This window comes from Brevundimonas sp. SGAir0440 (genome assembly GCF_005484585.1).
In the GTDB taxonomy this organism is placed as follows: Bacteria; Pseudomonadota; Alphaproteobacteria; order Caulobacterales; family Caulobacteraceae; genus Brevundimonas.
On the sequence record NZ_CP039435.1, the window covers coordinates 396,511 to 412,568 of the forward strand.

The following is a 16,058-nucleotide window of genomic DNA, read 5'->3' on the forward strand; positions in this document are numbered from 1 at the left end:
TCAAGGGCCTTAAGGCGGCCTCAACCCTCCACCGTTGCGCGGTCCCCCTCCCCGCAAAGCGGGGAGGAGACATCGTCTTCTCTGGCGCGCGCGCCTCTCCCCGCGCAGATGATGCGCTCCCCGCCAAAACCCTATATGACGCCGGTTCCTAGCGACCGCCCCAGCCGAAGACACGCCGAATGCCCAGCCTGAACGAGATCCGCGCCACCTACCTCGACTATTTCGCGGCGGACGGCCACGCCAAGGTCCATTCGGCGCCGCTGGTGCCGCAGAACGATCCGAGCCTGCTTTTCGTCAACGCGGGCATGGTGCCGTTCAAGGACTATTTCACCGGCGCCGCCAAGCCGCCCTATCCGCGCGCGACCAGCTCGCAGAAATGCGTGCGCGCCGGGGGCAAGCACAACGATCTTGACAACGTCGGCTATACCGCCCGCCACCTGACCTTCTTCGAGATGCTGGGCAATTTCTCCTTCGGCGACTACTTCAAGGAGCACGCCATCGAGAAGGCGTGGAACCTGGTGACCCAGGACTTCGACCTGGACCCCAAACGCCTACTGGTCACCGTCTATATCGATGACGACGAGGCCGCCGCGATCTGGAAGAAGGTCACCGGCTTCTCCGACGACAAGATCATCCGCATCGCCGGCTCGGACAACTTCTGGGCCATGGGCGACTCGGGCCCCTGCGGCCCCTGCACCGAAATCTTCTGGGATCACGGCGACAAGATCGCCGGCGGCCCTCCCGGTTCGCCGGATGAGGACGGCGACCGCTACGTCGAGATCTGGAACAACGTCTTCATGCAGTATGAGAAGGAGAACGATCAGATCGTTCGCAACCTTCCCAAGCCCAGCGTGGACACCGGCATGGGTCTGGAGCGGATGACCACCGTGCTCCAGGGCGTGCATTCGGTCTATGAGACCGACCTGTTCAAGACCCTGATCGCCGCGTCCGAAGACGCCACCTCGACCAAGTCGGACGGCGATCAGGCCGCCAGCCACCGCGTCATCGCCGACCACCTGCGCTCGTCGTCCTTCCTGATCGCCGACGGCGTCACCCCGTCGAACGAAGGCCGGGGCTATGTGCTGCGCCGCATCATGCGCCGCGCCATGCGCCACGCCCACCTGCTGGGCGCCGCCGATCCCCTGATGCACCGTCTGGTCCCGACGCTGGTGGCCCAGATGGGCGACGCCTATCCCGAACTGGCTCGCGCCCAGCCCTTCATCGAGGACACGCTGAAGCAGGAAGAGGTCCGCTTCCGCACCACGCTCGGCCGCGGCATGGCCCTGTTCGACACGGCGGTTCAGGGCTTCCGTCCCGGCGATATGCTGGACGGCCAGACGGCCTTCACCCTGTCCGACACCTACGGCTTCCCGCTGGACCTGACCCAGGACGAGGCCCGTCGTCGCGGCTTCTCGGTCAATGTCGACGGCTTCGAGGCCGCCATGGCCGAGCAGCGCCAGCGGTCGCGCGAGAACTGGAAGGGCTCGGGCCAGACCGCCAACACCAACGAATGGCTGGCGATCCGCGACCGGATGGGGCCGACCGTCTTCACCGGCTACGACAATATCGAAGGCTCGGGCGAGGTCCTGGCCATCATGAACGCCGGCGCGCCGGTCGAGACGGCCGAGGCGGGCGACATCGTCGAAGTCTTGTTCGACACCACCCCCTTCTATGCCGAAAGCGGCGGCCAGGCCGGCGATCACGGAACCCTGGAATGGCCGGGTGGAGAGGCCGAGGTCATCGATGTGCGCAAACACGCCGGCGACCTGCACGTCCTGGTGGCCCAGGTCACGGCCGGCAAGCTGGAGATCGGAACCCGCGCCGCCCAGCTGGTGGACGCCGAGAAGCGCCGCACCAGCCGCGCCAACCACTCCGCCGCCCACCTGCTGCACACGGCGCTGAAGAATGTGCTCGGCCCCGCAGTCGCCCAGAAGGGTCAACTGGTCGATGCCGAGCGCGCCCGCTTCGACTTCAGCCACGGCGCCCCGCTCACCGAGGCTGAATTGTCGGCCATCGAGACCGAGGTCAATGCCGTCATCCGCCAGAACGTCCCGGCGGAAACGAAACTGATGGCCCCGCAGGAGGCGATCGAGGCCGGCGCCATCGCCCTGTTCGGCGAGAAGTACGGCGACGAGGTCCGCGTCCTGACGCTGGGCCGCTCGCTGGTCAGCGACAACGCCCCCTATTCGGTCGAACTGTGCGGCGGCACCCACGTCGCCCGCACCGGCGACATCGCCCTGTTCAAGATCGTGCAGGAAACCGGCGTCGCCGCCGGGGTGCGCCGCATCGAGGCCCTGACCGGCGAAGCCGCGCGTCAGTATCTGCTGGCCCAGGCCGGCGTCGCCCGTTCGCTGGCCCAGAGCTTCAAGGTCCAGACCGCCGACGTCCCCGCCCGCGTCGACAGCCTGACCGCCTCGGTCAAGACGCTGGAGAAACAGGTCGCCGAGCTGAAGAAGCAGCTCGCCCTGGGCGGCGGCTCGGGCGCGTCGTCCGCGCCAGAGGAGATCAACGGCGTCAAGCTGATGGCCCGCGTGCTGGACGGTGTGGACGGCAAGGGTCTGCGCGGCGTCGCTGAGGACTTCAGAAAACAGGTCCAAACCGGCGTCGTCGCCCTGATCGGCGTCACCGAGGGCAAGGCGGCGGTCACCGTCGCCGTGACCTCCGACCTGACCGACCGCGTCAACGCCGCCGACCTGGCCCGCGCCGCCGTCATCGCCATGGGCGGCCAGGGCGCCGGCGGCAAGCCCGACTTCGCCCAAGGCGGCGCCCCCGACGGCTCCAAGGCCGAAGACGGTCTGACGGCGGTTCGCGCGGCGCTGGCGTAAAATACGATGCCCTTCTCCCGTTGGGAGAAGGTGGCCCGCAGGGCCGGATGAGGGTCGGTCGGCGGGCCATGGCGCACCAGCCGACCCTCACCCTTTCGCGCAAGTACGATCGCTGCGCGCTCGTGCGCTTAAACCCTCTCCTAATGGGAGAGGGTAATCCATCGCAATTTCGAACCTGACAGCCTTGCAACTCAGCGGCTTAGACGGCCGCAGCGTCCGCTTCCTGAGCATGCCGTAGGGACGGCCTATACTCTGCGCTCACCACAGAGGAGGCCGCGCACCCAAGACAAAGTGCACCAATTGCACTCATTTTCTGATCGACGCCCCGCCGTCCAATCAGACGAATTAGACACTTTAGACGGTGTTTTTGTCCCCGACCGTCTCAACCCATCGGGTCGGGCGTCAGATCGACCCCGGCCAGCTTCCAGGTGAAGGGCGTCCGGCGTTCCATGATCAGCACCAGCGCATCGTCCGGCCGATCGTCGCGCGTCAGGGTGACGGCGAAGGTGTTGAGGCCGCGATAGGCCCAGGATTGGCGGATCTTGTCCTTGTCCACGGCCGGGGTGTCGTCAGCGGGCACGGGCCGTTCCGGCTCGGGCGTCTCGCCGGAGCGGACCATGGCGGCGATGCCTTGCGGCGTGACGAAGTTGTCGACCGCGCCTTCGACCAGCGACGGGGCCAGCAGCATGCCCAGCGCCGCCAGGCCGGTGTCGCCCTTGGTCCGGTTGCGGATTTCCAGGGCCGCGCGCGCGTTCAGCTCGCTCTTCAGGCTGGTGCGGAACGCCGGGAAGTCCACCTGCCGCTCCAGCCCGGCCGCATCCCCGGTCCGCGCGGCCCGCACCAGCGCCTGGGCGGCGATGAAGGGCGAAACGAACAGGGCGACGACCACGCCGACGACGACGGCGATCAGGGCTCCGGTGATGATCTTGCGGCTCATGTCGTCTCCTTGGAAAGCCAACGCGGGCTGGGCGGCGTCGGTTGCCGGGTTTATCGCGGGGTGACGGTGACGGCCGGGGCCGTCCCGTCGGGCAGGCCGATGTGAACCAGCTGCCACTCGAACGGCCCGCGCCGTTCGAAGGTGAACAGGGTGCGCGACCCGCCCTGATCCGTCACCGCCATCCGCGCCCGGTTGACGCTCCAGTAGGCGGGGTTGGGCCAGGGCTTGCGGCTGCGCTCCGAGGCCGGCGCTATCCCCGCTGAGGTGCGCTGGCTGGCGTATCGGCCCTCGCCCTTCAGCAAGGCGCTGAGGGCGGCGGGCGTCAGATAGGCGTCGACGTCCGGCTGGCGCAGGATCGGGTTCTGCTCGATCTGACGCCGGAAGGCGCCGATGGGGTCTTCCAGGAAGGACGGCGCGGGCGCCATCGCCTCGGGCCGTCCCGCCAGCTGCGGCCGCAACGACTGGCGCACCGCGTTGAAGTCGATCAGCCGCGCCAGCCCCGCCACGTCGTTCGCCTCGGCCGCCGACCGAATGGCGAAGAAGGCCACCGCGGGCGCCGCGAAGAAGGACAGCACCGCCACGACAACCGCTGCCAGCACCAGGTTTCCGAACAGCCGCTTCACGAACGCATCCTCATTACCGCCGATCATGCACGCCCCGGCCCTTCGCACAACGAAAAGCCCCGCCGGAGCGATCCGACGGGGCTGATTGTTCTCGTCCTACCGCCCTTCGGGCTGCTTGAGGACGTCTCCTCCCCCATCGGGGGAGGGGGACCGCGAAGCGGTGGAGGGGGCTAGACGCCTCGTGGCGTTCCGGCTCCCCCCTTGTCCTCAGCCCACGTCCGGCAGGGCGGTCTTCAGGTTCTCGGCGACCTTGTCGAGGAAGCCTTCGGTGGTCAGCCAGCCCTGTTGGTCGCCGACCAGCAGCGCTAGGTCCTTGGTCATGAAGCCGGCCTCGACGGTGTCCACGACCACCTTCTCCAGGGTGTCGGCGAACTGGTCCAGGGCGGCGTTGCCGTCCAGCTTGGCGCGGTGCTTGAAGCCGCGCGTCCAGGCGAAGATCGACGCGATCGAGTTGGTCGAGGTGGCCTCGCCCTTCTGATGTTGGCGATAGTGGCGCGTCACGGTGCCGTGGGCGGCTTCCGTCTCCAGCACCTTGCCGTCCGGCGTCATCAGGACCGAGGTCATCAGGCCCAACGAGCCGAAGCCCTGCGCCACGACGTCGGACTGCACGTCGCCGTCGTAGTTCTTGCACGCCCAGACGAAGCCGCCCGACCACTTCATCGCGGCCGCAACCATGTCGTCGATCAGGCGGTGCTCATAGGTCAGGCCGCGCGCCTTGAACTCGGCGGCGTAGTGTTCATCGAACACTTCCTGGAATAGGTCCTTGAAGCGGCCGTCGTAGGCTTTCAGGATCGTGTTCTTGGTCGACAGATAGACCGGGTAGTTGCGCTGCAGGCCATAGGCGAACGAGGCGTGGGCGAACTCGCGGATGGAGGCGTCCTGGTTGTACATGGCCATGGCCACACCAGCGCCCGGCGCCTTGTAGACCTCGTGCTCGATCACTTCGCCGTCCTCGCCGACGAACTTGATCGTCAGGGTACCGGGGCCGGGCATCAGGAAGTCGGTGGCCTTGTACTGGTCGCCGAAGGCGTGACGGCCGACGACGATCGGCTGGGTCCAGCCCGGAACCAGGCGCGGCACGTTCGAGCAGATGATCGGCTCGCGGAACACCACGCCGCCCAGGATGTTGCGGATGGTGCCGTTCGGCGACTTCCACATCTTCTTCAGGCCGAACTCCTGCACGCGGGCTTCGTCCGGGGTGATGGTGGCGCACTTCACGCCGACGCCGTGCTTCTGGATCGCGTGGGCCGCGTCGATCGTCACCTGGTCATCGGTGGCGTCGCGGTGTTCCATGCCCAGGTCGTAGTAGTCCAGCTCGAGATCCAGGAACGGGAAGACCAGCTTGTCCTTGATCATCTGCCAGATGATGCGGGTCATTTCGTCGCCGTCGATGTCGACGATGGGGTTTTCGACCTTGATCTTGGCCATGCGTGCGGTCCGCCTGTGACTGTGGGGAAGGGAATGTCGTGGCGGCGGTATAGCGAGGCCGCGCGCCCGCGCAAACCCCGCCGCCCGTCGTCACCGCCCGGAATAACGCAGATCGTTCCTGAACCCTTTGCCGCCCCCGGACTTCTCTTGAACCCAGCAACAGAGATGGACGGCAGGATGACGGAGGAAGAGCGCCAGCTGGTGGATCGCTGGATCGTCACCTTCTGCGAGGCGCCGCCCGTGATCGATGCGGAACTGATGCGCAGGCTGATCGCTGAACAGGAAGCGACACAGCAGGAAGCACAATCATGTCAGAAAAGACGTTCAAGGCCGGCGACAAGGTGAAGTGGGACCACAGCCAGGGCACCACGACCGGCAAGGTGTTCAAGAAGGTCACCTCGGAGACCAAGATCAAGGGCCACAAGGTTGCGGCCTCCAAGGATAATCCGGAGTATATCGTCGAGAGCGCCAAGACCGGCGCACGCGCGGCGCACAAGCCGTCGGAGTTGAAGAAGGCATGACCCTGAACGGCCTGTGGCGCGGCGTCGCCCTTTCGGCCCTTGTCCTGTCTGCGCTGTCCATCGCTGGATGCGGAGACAAGGATGCGGGCAAGACGCCTGCCGCGACCCAGGCCGCCCGTAAGGCCGCGCCGGCCGCCGCTGCGCCGGTGCTGCAGATCCGCCCTGAAACCAAGACTTTCCGGGATTGGAGCGCCACCTGCGGCAACGACGGGACATGCTGGGCCTTCGGCTTTGCGCCAGAGTTCGCAGCCGGTTGGGTCCGTATCACCCTGGCGCCCGGCCCTGACGCCCAGCCGCAGATCCTCTTCGGCTATTGGCCCGACGGCGAGGCCAAGGGCGCCGGCTCCCTCAGCCTGACCATCGACGGCCGCGCCTATCCGGCCGTGCTCGGCGAGGCGAGCGACGCCGAAGCGCCCGTTGGTGAAATCCGCGACGGCGCCCGCACCGCCCTCGACGCCCTGGCCCAGGGCAAGGTCATGATCATTCGCGGCGCCTCGACCCAGGAGGTGTCGCTGCACGGCGCCGCCGCCGCCCTGTTGTGGATCGACGAGAAGCAGGGACGTCTGGATACGCCCACCGCCCTGATCCGACGCGGCGACCGTCCGGCCGCCCTGGTGCCGATCGCGCCGTCGCTGCCGACGGTGACGTCCGCTCCGGCCGTCGATCAGGCCGGGTTTGGCGATCAAAATCAGCGCCTGCCCGCTGCGCTGCGCGCTCGCACCGAGGTCGGCGATTGCCTCAAGGAATCCGCCACGCCCGACATCAGCGACATGGTCATGTCCGCTCGTCTGGACGCCCGCACCGAGCTGTGGGCTGTGCCCTGCGGCGCCGGCGCCTACAACCTGACGCACAACTGGTATCTGACCGGCCCAGGCGGTCGCGATCCGCGACCTGCTGTCCTCGCCGGATCGGAAGGGTCGGGATCCGATCCGGTCATGCCCGACAACGCGACCATCAACGGCGCCTATGATCCCAAGACCCGCACCCTGTCGGCCTTCGCCAAGGCGCGCGGCATCGGCGACTGCGGCGCGGCGCAGACCTGGGCCTGGACGGGGCAGGGCTTCGCCCTGACGCAGGAAAGCGTGATGGGCGAATGCGCCGGCGTGCCGTCCGACCTGTGGCCTGTCACCTGGCGCACGCGGTGACCGATCCGGAGGTTCTGATCATTGGCGCCGGCCCGGCCGGCCTGACGGCGGCGACGTATCTGGGTCGCTTTCGGCGGCGGACGCTGGTGGTGGATGGCGGCGCGCCCCGCGCCTGCTGGATCCCGCTCAGTCACAATATGCCGGGCTTCCCCGCCGGCGTCACTGGCGCGGACATCCTCAAGCGGATGCGCGAACAGGCCGAGGAGTATGGCGCGGTCGTCGAACCGGGTCGCGTCCAGCGGCTGACCCAGGACGGCAACGTCTTTATCGCCGAGATCGATGGCCGCACCATCCGCGCCCGCGCCGTCCTGTTGGCGACCGGCGTCGTCGATCACCATCCGGATCTGCCGGGCGTCGAGGACGCGGTGCGCAAGGCGCTGGTCCGCATCTGTCCCATCTGCGACGGCTATGAGGCGACCGACAAGGCTGTCGCCATCATCGGGCAGAGCGACAAGGGCGCGCGCGAGGCCGCCTTCATGCGCACCTATTCCGACCGTGTGACCCTGATCCATATCGGCGCGCCTGACGCGCTCAGTCGGCGCGACGAACTGGAACGGCTGGGCGTCGAACTGATCCTGGCGCCGCTGGACGCAATCGACATCGAGGGCGACAGGGTCACGGCGCTGAGCTACGCCGGCCAAAGTCGCGCCTTCGACCTGGTCTATTCGGCGCTGGGCACATCGCCGAACGCCGACCTGGCCCGAGCGCTGGGCGCGCGTCTGGCCGACGATGGCCGGCTGGAGGTCGATCTGCACCAGGCCACCAGCGTGCCGGGCCTGTATGCCGCCGGCGACGTGGTGCGCGGCCTCAACCAGATCGCGGTCGCAACCGCCGAGGCCGCCGTCGCCGCCACCGACATCCACAACCGCCTGCGCCAAGCCGACGGCCTGACCGTCGCCGACTAGGCCTGGGTCGCGACCCAGCCGTCGACGATCCGTTCCAGCACCGACAGGGGCACGCCGCCGGCGGCGAGGGCGGTGTCATGGAAGCCCTTGATGTCGAATCTGGTCCCCAGCGCGGTCTTGGCCTTTTCGCGCAGGCGGACCCATTCGTTGTGACCGACCTTGTAGGCGCAGGCCTGGCCCGGCCAGCCGCAATAGCGTTCGACCTCGGACGTCGCCGCGCCCTCCTGATCGCCATAGGCCTCCATCATGTAGCGGATGCCCTCTTCGCGGCTCCAGCCCTTGGAATGGATGCCGGTGTCGACGACCAAGCGCGCGGCGCGGAACATCAGCGATTGCAGGTAGCCGATCTGACCGACCGGGTCGTTCTCATAGGCGCCCAGTTCGTCGGCCAGCTGTTCGGCGTACAGCCCCCAGCCCTCGACGTAGGACGAGAAGCCCAGCAGGTTCATCAGCAGCGGCGCCGACTCGCTCTCCTGCTGCAGGCTGATCTGCAAGTGGTGGCCCGGCGTCGCCTCATGATAGGTCAGGGTCGGCAGGGTCCAGGACGGCCATTCCGCCGTGTCCTTCAGATTGATCCAGTAGATGCCGGGCCGCGTCCCATCCAGGCTGGGCGAGTTGTAATAGCCCATCGGCGCGCCGGCCTCGATCTCGGGCGGGACGCGCTTGATCTCGACCTTGGCCTTGGGCAGGCGGCCGAAGGCGTTGGGCAGACGGGCCTGCATGTCGGCCATCTGGGCGTTCAGCTTGGCGATCAGCTCGGCCTTGCCGGCGTCGGTGTTGGCGTAGGCGTATTTGGGATCGTCCCCCAGGGCCTTGATCCGTTCGGCGACCGAACCCTGTGTCAGGCCTTGCGCCTTCAGCAGGACATCGGCGCGCGCCGTCAGATCCGCCATCTGTTCCACGCCGGTGCGGTGGATCTCGTCGGCGGTCAGCCGGGTCGTGGTGATGTAGCGCAGGCTGTTGGCGTAATACTGCTCGCCCTGCGGCAGGCGGCGCACCGAGGCCTCGTGCACGGCGTTCGGTTGGGCGGCCTTGAGTACGGCGTTCTGGGCGGCCAGGGCCGGATAGACCCGCTCGGTCACAAGCCGTTCGACCTGGACGCCCCAGTCGCCGGTCAGGCCCTTGGCGCGGGCGCGGTCGACAACCGACTGGGTCAGGGGCGAGGTCGCCGTCGGCGTCGCCAGGACGCCGTCCTGCTGGCGGATGGCCTTGGCCAGGATGAAGTCGGGTGGGATGACGCCCAGCGCATAGTCTTCCTTCAATCGATCCGTCTCGGCCAGCAGCACGTCAGCGAAGACGTTGACGCGGGCGACATAGGCGTCGGCGTCGGCGGCCGTCTCGATCGTGTGCTGGTTGGCCAGGAAGTCGGGCGTGGACTGATAGGCGCCGCCCTGCTGGCTGACGCGGTACGGATTGGGCCAGCCGCCCTGGCCGTAAGGGATGTCGTAGGTGGCGATCACCCCGTCCAGATTCTGGGTCAGGCTGTCGTAGTAGTTGGCGTTGCGCGCATCGAGTTTGGAGCGGTCGATGCGGGACAGGTCGGCGTGTTGGCGACGGGTGAAGGCGCGCTGGTCTTCTTCCTCGGCGCGGGTCGGAACCGTCAGCCTGGACTTGGCGGCGGCGCGGTCGCCCTTGTCTAGGCCGAACATGGTGACGACCTCCGGGCTCTTGTCCAGCGTCTGCTCGAACGTGGCGTCCATGAAGGTCTTCAGCTGGGCGGCGGCGTCGCCCTGAGACGCCCCGGCCTGACGCGCGAAGGCGGGGCCGCCCACGGCGACGAGACCAGCGCCCAAGGCGGCGGACTGAAGAAGACGACGACGATCGAACATGGAACGGCCCCTCGAAACTGGATGCGGCAATGGAAACCGCATGGGCCGAAGCGGCAAGTAAAATCGCGGACAGCCGTTGCGCGGACCCAAAGAAAAAGGCCCAGCGGATTGCTCCGCCGGGCCCTCTTTCAGTCTCGCTACCAGAGTCGCTTAGTCGCGACGACGACGTCCGCGATCGCCGCCGCGATCACCGTCACGCTTGGGACGACCGCCGGTGTCTTCCGACAGTGGGGCCTCGCCGCGCTCGGCGCGCTCGGCGTTGATCTTGTCCGTCAGATCTTCGCCGGTTTCCTGATCGACGACCTTCATCGACAGCTTGGTCTTGCCGCGATCGTCGAAGCCCAGGAACTTGACCTTGACCTCTTGGCCTTCCGACAGGACGTCGGCCGGGTTGGCGACGCGTTCCAGAGCGATCTGGGACACGTGGACCAGACCGTCCTTGGCGCCGAAGAAGTTCACGAAGGCGCCGAAGTCGACGACCTTCACGACCTTGCCGGAGTAGATGGTTCCGACTTCCGGCTCGGAGGCGATGGACTGGATCCAGGCCTTGGCGGCGTCGATCTTCTCCTGGTCGTTGGCGGCGATCTTGATGGTGCCGTCGTCGCCGATGTCGATCTTGGCGCCGGTCTTTTCGACGATCTCGCGGATGACCTTGCCGCCCGAACCGATGACTTCACGGATCTTGTCGACGGGGATCTTGACCGTTTCGATCTTGGGCGCGTGTTCGCCCAGTTCGGCGCGCGGCGCATCCATAGCCTTGGACATCTCGTCCAAGATGTGAAGGCGACCAGCCGAAGCCTGGGTCAGGGCCTGCTGCATGATCTCCTTGGTGATGCCGGCGACCTTGATGTCCATCTGAAGGCTGGTGATGCCTTCCGACGTGCCGGCGACCTTGAAGTCCATGTCGCCCAGGTGGTCTTCGTCACCCAGAATGTCCGACAGGATGGCGAACTCGCCCGACGGCTCCAGGATCAGGCCCATGGCGATGCCCGAGACCGGACGGACCAGCGGCACGCCGGCGTCCATCAGGGCCAGCGACGAACCGCAGACCGTGGCCATCGAGGACGAGCCGTTCGACTCGGTAATTTCGGAGACCAGGCGGATGGTGTAGGGGAAGTCTTCCTTGGTCGGCAGCATCGGACGGATCGCGCGCCAGGCCAGTTTGCCGTGACCGATCTCGCGACGGCCGGGCGAACCCATGCGGCCTGCTTCACCCACCGAATAGGGGGGGAAGTTGTAGTGCAGCAGGAAGTTCTCTTTGTAGGTGCCCTGCAGGCTGTCGATGTACTGTTCGTCCTCGCCGGTGCCGAGGGTGGCGACGACCAGGGCCTGGGTTTCCCCACGCGTGAACAGGGCCGAACCGTGGGTGCGCGGCAGGACGCCGACTTCCGACACGATGGCGCGGACCTTGTCGAGGGCGCGGCCGTCGACGCGGTGCGCGTTCTCGATGATGTCGCGACGCAGGACCTCGGCTTCGCACTCCTTGAAGGCGGCCGAGAACTTGGAGCCGTCGACGCCGTCGGGGTTCTCGTCGGTCTTCACCAGCTTGGCGGCGGCGGCCTTCTTGGCGGCGTCGACGCCCGAACGGCGCTCGTATTTGCCGGCGTGGGTGTAGGCGGTCTTGATGTCTTCGCCGACCAGCGACTTGATCGAGGCGACGACGTCGGAGTGATCTTCGGCCTGGAAGTCGAAGGGCTCCTTGGCGGCGTGTTCGGCCAGTTCGATGATGGCGTCGATCACCGGCTGCATGCCCGCATGCGCGAACATCAGGGCCTCGAGCATCTTCTCTTCCGACAGCTCCTTGGCTTCGGATTCGACCATCATCAGGGCGTCTTGCGTGCCGGCGACCACCAGGTCGAGGTCCGAGGACGGCATCTGGTCGATGGCCGGGTTCAGCAACAGCTCGCCGTCGATCAGGCCGACGCGCGCGGCGCCGATGGGGCCCATGAAGGGCACGCCCGAAATGGTCAGGGCGGCCGAGGCGGCGACCATGCCCAGAACGTCGGGGTCGTTTTCCATGTCGTGCTGCAGCACGGTCACGACGACCTGGGTCTCGTTCTTGAAGCCCTTGACGAACAGCGGGCGGATCGGACGGTCGATCAGGCGGGAAACCAGGGTTTCCTTCTCGGACGGACGGCCTTCACGCTTGAAGTAGCCGCCCGGAATCTTGCCGGCGGCGAAGGTCTTTTCCTGATAGTTGACCGTCAGGGGGAAGAAATCCAGGCCGGGCTTGGGCGCGCGGCCATAGACGACGGTGGCCAGAACCACGGTCTCGCCGTAGGTCGCCAGCACGGCGCCGTCGGCCTGGCGGGCGATGCGGCCCGTTTCCAGGGTCAGCGGGCGGCCGGCCCAGTCGATCGTCTTGCGTTTGATGTCGAACATATTTCGTCTTTCGTATCCCGGACGGCGTATTCCGTGCGGGGTCCCATCATGGGGCGGATGCGTCGGCGTTCAGTCCTTCGATCCAGAGGCCGCCGCGCCATCGCGACGACCGGGAGAGGACCGTCATGGCCCTCGCAGCTGCGCCGGTAAGTCCTGCGGCGCACAGGTCGTATTTTTGTAGTCACGCTTCCCGGGCGGCCAACCGGCAGCCACTTGGCCTGGAAGCGCTTAGTTGCACAACGAGGCGCGGACGTGACCGCCCGCGCCTCGAAAGCGTATTCTACACTGTTCCGACGCCTTAGCGGCGCAGGCCCAGTTTGGAGATGAGCGCCTGGTAGCGACCGGCGTCGACCTTGTTCAGGTGGTCGAGCAGGCGGCGACGTTGCGACACCATCTTCAGAAGGCCACGACGCGAGTGGTTGTCCTTCTTGTGGGTCTTGAAGTGTTCGGTGAGGTTGGCGATGCGTTCCGACAGGATCGCGACCTGAACCTCGGCCGAGCCGGTGTCGCCGGCGGAGCGGGCGTTATCGGCGATGATTTCGTGCTTGCGTTCAGCAGTAACCGACATCGTAGTTCTCCCTTGGTGGCCTACCGCGCTTTCGCGCTACTTGAGGCCGGGTTGGAGTCTCCTGATCAGGCGATCAGGAAAGATTGAAAACGCGGTCGGGTTCTAGCCGGCCGGCCCGCAACTGACACAGCGCGACGAGGGTCTGGCCCTGAAAGGCTGAAACCGTGCGCGAACCGCCGGTAAGACGATCCTTTAGGGTTTCCACCTGGCGGGGGAGCAGAACGATCGGGCGTCCCTGCCGAAGCGAGAAGGCGTCCTGTTCGTTCACGGCCAGTTCCGGGATGTCGTCCAGAGCGGTCGCGACGGCAAGCAAGCCTTCCGAGGCGGCGCCCCTATGCACCATTTCCTCCAGAGAATCCAGAGTGACGGCGTTTTGGGTGCTGAACGGCCCGACGCGCTCGCGTCTCAGGGCGCTGACATGACCCTCGGCGCCGAGGGCTGCGGCCAGGTCGCGGGCCAGCGAGCGGACATAGACGCCCTTGCCGGTGCGGATGGTCAGTTCGACGTGGTCGGCGTCGGGCGCATCCGTCACCTCGGCCGAATGGATGGTGACGCGGCGGGCCTGAAGCTCGAACTCCACCCCGTCGCGGGCCAGGTCATAGGCGCGGGCGCCGTCCACCTTGATCGCGGAAAAGCGCGGCGGCGTCTGGTCGATCTCGCCGACGAAGGCGGGCAGGGCGGCCTTCACCTGATCCACCGTGGGGCGCACGTCGGAGCGGCCGATGATTTCGCCCTCGCGGTCCACGCTGTCGGTCGAGACCCCCCAGTTGATGGTGAAGCGATAGACCTTCTGGGCGTCCATCATCATCGGCACGGTCTTGGTCGCCTCGCCCAGCGCGATGGGCAGGATGCCGCTGGCCAGGGGGTCCAGCGTTCCGGCGTGACCGGCCTTCTGGGCGTTGAACAGGCGACGGATGCGGCTGACGGCCTCGGTCGATCCCATCTCGAACGGCTTGTCCAGACAGACCCAGCCGTCGACGATGTCGCCCTTCTTCTTGCGGGCCATTATGCTTGGCCTACCGCGCTTCGCGCTACTTGAGGCCCGAACGCTCGGCCGGTGGCGCGTCGCGCTACTTGAGGCCGGAGGATCACTGATCGCCCTCGTCTTCGTCGCGGCGCTCCAGGTCGGCGCGGACGCGGGGGTCGTCGAACAGGCGGTCGATGTGGCTGGCGGCGTCGAAGCTTTCGTCGTGGCGGAAGCGCAGATCGGGGGTGAATTTCATGTCCAACCGGCGGCCCAGCTGGCCGCGCAGGAACTTGGCGTGGGCGTTCAGCGCCTTGATGATCTCGCTCTCGTGTCCGGCCGTCGGCGCGGTCTCGACGCCGGCGCCCAGCGGCTCGACGAAACAGGTGGCGTGTTTGAGGTCGGGCGACAGCCGCACCTCGGTCACTGTCACGGAAACGCCGACCAAGGCCGGGTCGTGGATATCCTCTTCGCGCAGGATGTCGACCAGGGCGTGACGGATCAGCTCGCCGGCGCGCAATTGGCGCTGGCTGGGTCCGGCGGGGCCGGAGGCGTTGCGGGTGTGTTGCTTGTGGGCCATCGGCCTCTCCTTCTTGTTCGCCTGGTGGGGATCGGACCCGGCCGGATAGGCGAAAGTCGGGCGGTCTAGTCCCGCAGCGGGGGTCTGTCCAGTTTTCGCGCCCGTTCGGTGGCCCGAACCGAGCGCATCACCTCGCCCGAGGTGATCGCCGGAACCGGCCGGACCGCCACGCCGCCGGCGTTCAGCACGCCGGCCGTCCAGTGATTGCACAGATGCAGGATGGAGAAGGTCTCGCGGCTGGCGAAGAAGCGCGCGTCGTCGTCGGGTCGCAGGGCTGCGATGCGCGGCCGCCCGTTCGACAGATCGAGCGAGGCCTCGACCCGCGCGGCCAGACGCTCGAACCGGGCGCGGCTCAGGGTCAGGGCGGCGCTGTCTTCGCCATAGGCCAGCCGCGGATCCTCTCGACGAGGGGCCAGCATCAGCACCGATCGATTGCCGGGATGCAGGAAGGCGCGCGCCCCGTCAGGCAGCCGATCCGAAATCGGGCGCTGATCGACGTAGAATTTCGCATCGCCCCAGCCGATCAGAATCCAGTCGCCGGGCACCAAAGTCTCAACTGCATGGGCTAGAGGACCGCCGCGGCGTTCCAGTGCGGCGCGCGGGACGGCGATATCGGTGTGAAAGCCGTTGTCGAGCACCTGAATGACGACAGGATCCGTCGCCCTACGATCCTCCGCGCCGGGCCGGGTCCAGGTCAGAAGCGCGGCGACCAGTCCGGCCAGCGCCGCCAGCACCAAGGCTCGCATCATCGGCTGAGGTCCAGGACGGCGCACAGGCGGTCGTCGGCCAAGAGGGCGCCCGGCGGCGGCCCCTGGCGCACCGGCATCAGGACGAAGCCATCGCGCCGCACGGCCAGGGCCAGCCATCCGACGGCATGTCCGGCGCACAGCCGCGTGTCTTCGTCACCGGTGACGCGCCGCACCTCGATCTGGGCCGTCGGCGGCACGGCCATGGCCTCGGTGAAACTTTTGGAGACGCTGGCCGGCTGATCCGCCTGAACCAACCGATGCGGCGCCGAGGTCAGGCGGCCCCCCTTGGTCGTGCTCAGCGCGCCGCCGTCAACGTCGAGCGCCATGGCGGAATTGGTCGCGGCGTAGCGCCCGGAAAGCACGACCTCCCCGACCTCGACCTGTCCGGACGCGCGAGGTCTAACCGGGGCGTCGATCGGTGCGATCAGGCGGTTCAGGGCCGGTTCGACCACCAGGGCGCCCAGCATGAACAGAGCAAAGGCGCCCGCGCCGACCGCCGCGATCCATTTCAGCGATGGGACGCCGTATGGCGGGGCGGTCGCGTTCATGCGGCCAGTCTAGGGGAACAGGGGTTGAGGAATGGTCACCCGCCCCCGAAAGCC

14 protein-coding genes are annotated in these 16,058 nt (G+C 67.3%); 4 read left to right on the plus strand and 10 right to left on the minus strand.

Features of this window, described 5'->3' with window-relative positions; genetic code table 11:
• Window positions 1-179: 179 nt before the first annotated feature.
• Window positions 180-2,825 (plus strand): alanine--tRNA ligase, encoded by a 2,646-nt coding sequence (alaS, locus tag E7T10_RS01915; RefSeq protein WP_137720491.1) that lies wholly within the window; start codon window positions 180-182, stop codon window positions 2,823-2,825.
• A 382-nt stretch (window positions 2,826-3,207) separates the two neighbouring features.
• Here alaS and E7T10_RS01920 read toward each other — a convergent pair whose 3' ends face one another.
• The 3 genes from E7T10_RS01920 to E7T10_RS01930 all read right to left on the minus strand — a co-directional run bounded on the left by E7T10_RS01920 (window position 3,208) and on the right by E7T10_RS01930 (window position 5,813).
• Complete coding sequence (locus E7T10_RS01920; RefSeq protein ID WP_137720492.1) at window positions 3,208-3,762, minus strand: DUF2939 domain-containing protein; 555 nt, start codon at window positions 3,760-3,762, stop codon at window positions 3,208-3,210.
• 50 nt (window positions 3,763-3,812) lie between these two features.
• Window positions 3,813-4,412 carry a DUF2939 domain-containing protein gene (locus E7T10_RS01925; RefSeq protein ID WP_137720493.1) on the minus strand — a complete coding sequence of 200 codons (600 nt, stop codon included), beginning with the start codon at window positions 4,410-4,412 and terminating at the stop codon, window positions 3,813-3,815.
• Window positions 4,413-4,592: 180 nt separating this feature from the next.
• On the minus strand, window positions 4,593-5,813 hold the full coding sequence (locus E7T10_RS01930) for an NADP-dependent isocitrate dehydrogenase (protein ID WP_039246750.1): 1,221 nt from the start codon (window positions 5,811-5,813) through the stop codon (window positions 4,593-4,595).
• Between the two features lie 308 nt (window positions 5,814-6,121).
• Here E7T10_RS01930 and E7T10_RS01935 point away from each other — a divergent pair, with 308 nt between their 5' ends.
• Genes E7T10_RS01935 through E7T10_RS01945 form a run of 3 tightly spaced genes read left to right on the plus strand, consistent with a single transcriptional unit; the run spans window position 6,122 to window position 8,384 of the window.
• Complete coding sequence (locus E7T10_RS01935) at window positions 6,122-6,334, plus strand: DUF2945 domain-containing protein (RefSeq protein ID WP_137720494.1); 213 nt, start codon at window positions 6,122-6,124, stop codon at window positions 6,332-6,334.
• A complete protein-coding gene (locus E7T10_RS01940) occupies window positions 6,331-7,479 on the plus strand; it encodes a DUF1176 domain-containing protein (RefSeq protein WP_137720495.1) in 1,149 nt (382 codons plus the stop codon). Before E7T10_RS01935 ends, E7T10_RS01940 begins: the two co-directional genes overlap by 4 nt.
• Window positions 7,476-8,384, plus strand: coding sequence for an NAD(P)/FAD-dependent oxidoreductase (locus E7T10_RS01945; RefSeq protein ID WP_246846076.1), 909 nt, complete (start codon window positions 7,476-7,478; stop codon window positions 8,382-8,384). The genes E7T10_RS01940 and E7T10_RS01945 overlap by 4 nt, the downstream gene beginning before the upstream one ends.
• On the opposite strand, the gene E7T10_RS01950 is transcribed toward E7T10_RS01945, so the two are convergent.
• The 7 genes from E7T10_RS01950 to E7T10_RS01980 all read right to left on the minus strand — a co-directional run bounded on the left by E7T10_RS01950 (window position 8,381) and on the right by E7T10_RS01980 (window position 16,004).
• The gene (locus E7T10_RS01950; RefSeq protein ID WP_137720497.1) at window positions 8,381-10,213 is read right to left on the minus strand and encodes a DUF885 family protein; all 1,833 of its coding nucleotides are present in this window, start codon (window positions 10,211-10,213) and stop codon (window positions 8,381-8,383) included. The genes E7T10_RS01945 and E7T10_RS01950 overlap by 4 nt on opposite strands.
• Window positions 10,214-10,363: 150 nt before the next feature.
• The gene (pnp, locus tag E7T10_RS01955) at window positions 10,364-12,595 is read right to left on the minus strand and encodes a polyribonucleotide nucleotidyltransferase (RefSeq protein ID WP_137720498.1); all 2,232 of its coding nucleotides are present in this window, start codon (window positions 12,593-12,595) and stop codon (window positions 10,364-10,366) included.
• Window positions 12,596-12,893: 298 nt separating this feature from the next.
• Window positions 12,894-13,163: a 30S ribosomal protein S15 gene (gene rpsO, locus E7T10_RS01960; RefSeq protein WP_017506665.1), complete on the minus strand. Its 270-nt coding sequence runs from the start codon at window positions 13,161-13,163 to the stop codon at window positions 12,894-12,896.
• A 73-nt stretch (window positions 13,164-13,236) separates the two neighbouring features.
• Window positions 13,237-14,169, minus strand: a complete 933-nt coding sequence (truB, locus tag E7T10_RS01965; protein WP_137720499.1) for a tRNA pseudouridine(55) synthase TruB — start codon at window positions 14,167-14,169, stop codon at window positions 13,237-13,239.
• Between the two features lie 82 nt (window positions 14,170-14,251).
• Window positions 14,252-14,707: a 30S ribosome-binding factor RbfA gene (rbfA, locus tag E7T10_RS01970; RefSeq protein ID WP_039246761.1), complete on the minus strand. Its 456-nt coding sequence runs from the start codon at window positions 14,705-14,707 to the stop codon at window positions 14,252-14,254.
• A 65-nt stretch (window positions 14,708-14,772) separates the two neighbouring features.
• Window positions 14,773-15,456, minus strand: a complete 684-nt coding sequence (locus tag E7T10_RS01975; RefSeq protein ID WP_137720500.1) for a DUF2459 domain-containing protein — start codon at window positions 15,454-15,456, stop codon at window positions 14,773-14,775.
• Complete coding sequence (locus tag E7T10_RS01980) at window positions 15,453-16,004, minus strand: hypothetical protein (RefSeq protein ID WP_137720501.1); 552 nt, start codon at window positions 16,002-16,004, stop codon at window positions 15,453-15,455. Before E7T10_RS01980 ends, E7T10_RS01975 begins: the two co-directional genes overlap by 4 nt.
• Window positions 16,005-16,058 lie beyond the last annotated feature (54 nt).

Excerpts from the sequence above, each read along its gene's own strand:
- E7T10_RS01950 (WP_137720497.1), bottom strand. The coding sequence starts at position 10,213 with ATGTTCGATCGTCGTCGTCTTCTTCAGTCCGCCGCCTTGGGCGCTGGT.
- rbfA (WP_039246761.1), bottom strand. The coding sequence starts at position 14,707 with ATGGCCCACAAGCAACACACCCGCAACGCCTCCGGCCCCGCCGGACCC.
- E7T10_RS01920 (WP_137720492.1), bottom strand. The coding sequence starts at position 3,762 with ATGAGCCGCAAGATCATCACCGGAGCCCTGATCGCCGTCGTCGTCGGC.
- rpsO (WP_017506665.1), bottom strand. The coding sequence starts at position 13,163 with ATGTCGGTTACTGCTGAACGCAAGCACGAAATCATCGCCGATAACGCC.
- E7T10_RS01940 (WP_137720495.1), top strand. The coding sequence starts at position 6,331 with ATGACCCTGAACGGCCTGTGGCGCGGCGTCGCCCTTTCGGCCCTTGTC.
- E7T10_RS01980 (WP_137720501.1), bottom strand. The coding sequence starts at position 16,004 with ATGAACGCGACCGCCCCGCCATACGGCGTCCCATCGCTGAAATGGATC.
- E7T10_RS01925 (WP_137720493.1), bottom strand. The coding sequence starts at position 4,412 with ATGATCGGCGGTAATGAGGATGCGTTCGTGAAGCGGCTGTTCGGAAAC.
- E7T10_RS01935 (WP_137720494.1), top strand. The coding sequence starts at position 6,122 with ATGTCAGAAAAGACGTTCAAGGCCGGCGACAAGGTGAAGTGGGACCAC.
- alaS (WP_137720491.1), top strand. The coding sequence starts at position 180 with ATGCCCAGCCTGAACGAGATCCGCGCCACCTACCTCGACTATTTCGCG.
- E7T10_RS01930 (WP_039246750.1), bottom strand. The coding sequence starts at position 5,813 with ATGGCCAAGATCAAGGTCGAAAACCCCATCGTCGACATCGACGGCGAC.
- truB (WP_137720499.1), bottom strand. The coding sequence starts at position 14,169 with ATGGCCCGCAAGAAGAAGGGCGACATCGTCGACGGCTGGGTCTGTCTG.
- pnp (WP_137720498.1), bottom strand. The coding sequence starts at position 12,595 with ATGTTCGACATCAAACGCAAGACGATCGACTGGGCCGGCCGCCCGCTG.
- E7T10_RS01975 (WP_137720500.1), bottom strand. The coding sequence starts at position 15,456 with ATGATGCGAGCCTTGGTGCTGGCGGCGCTGGCCGGACTGGTCGCCGCG.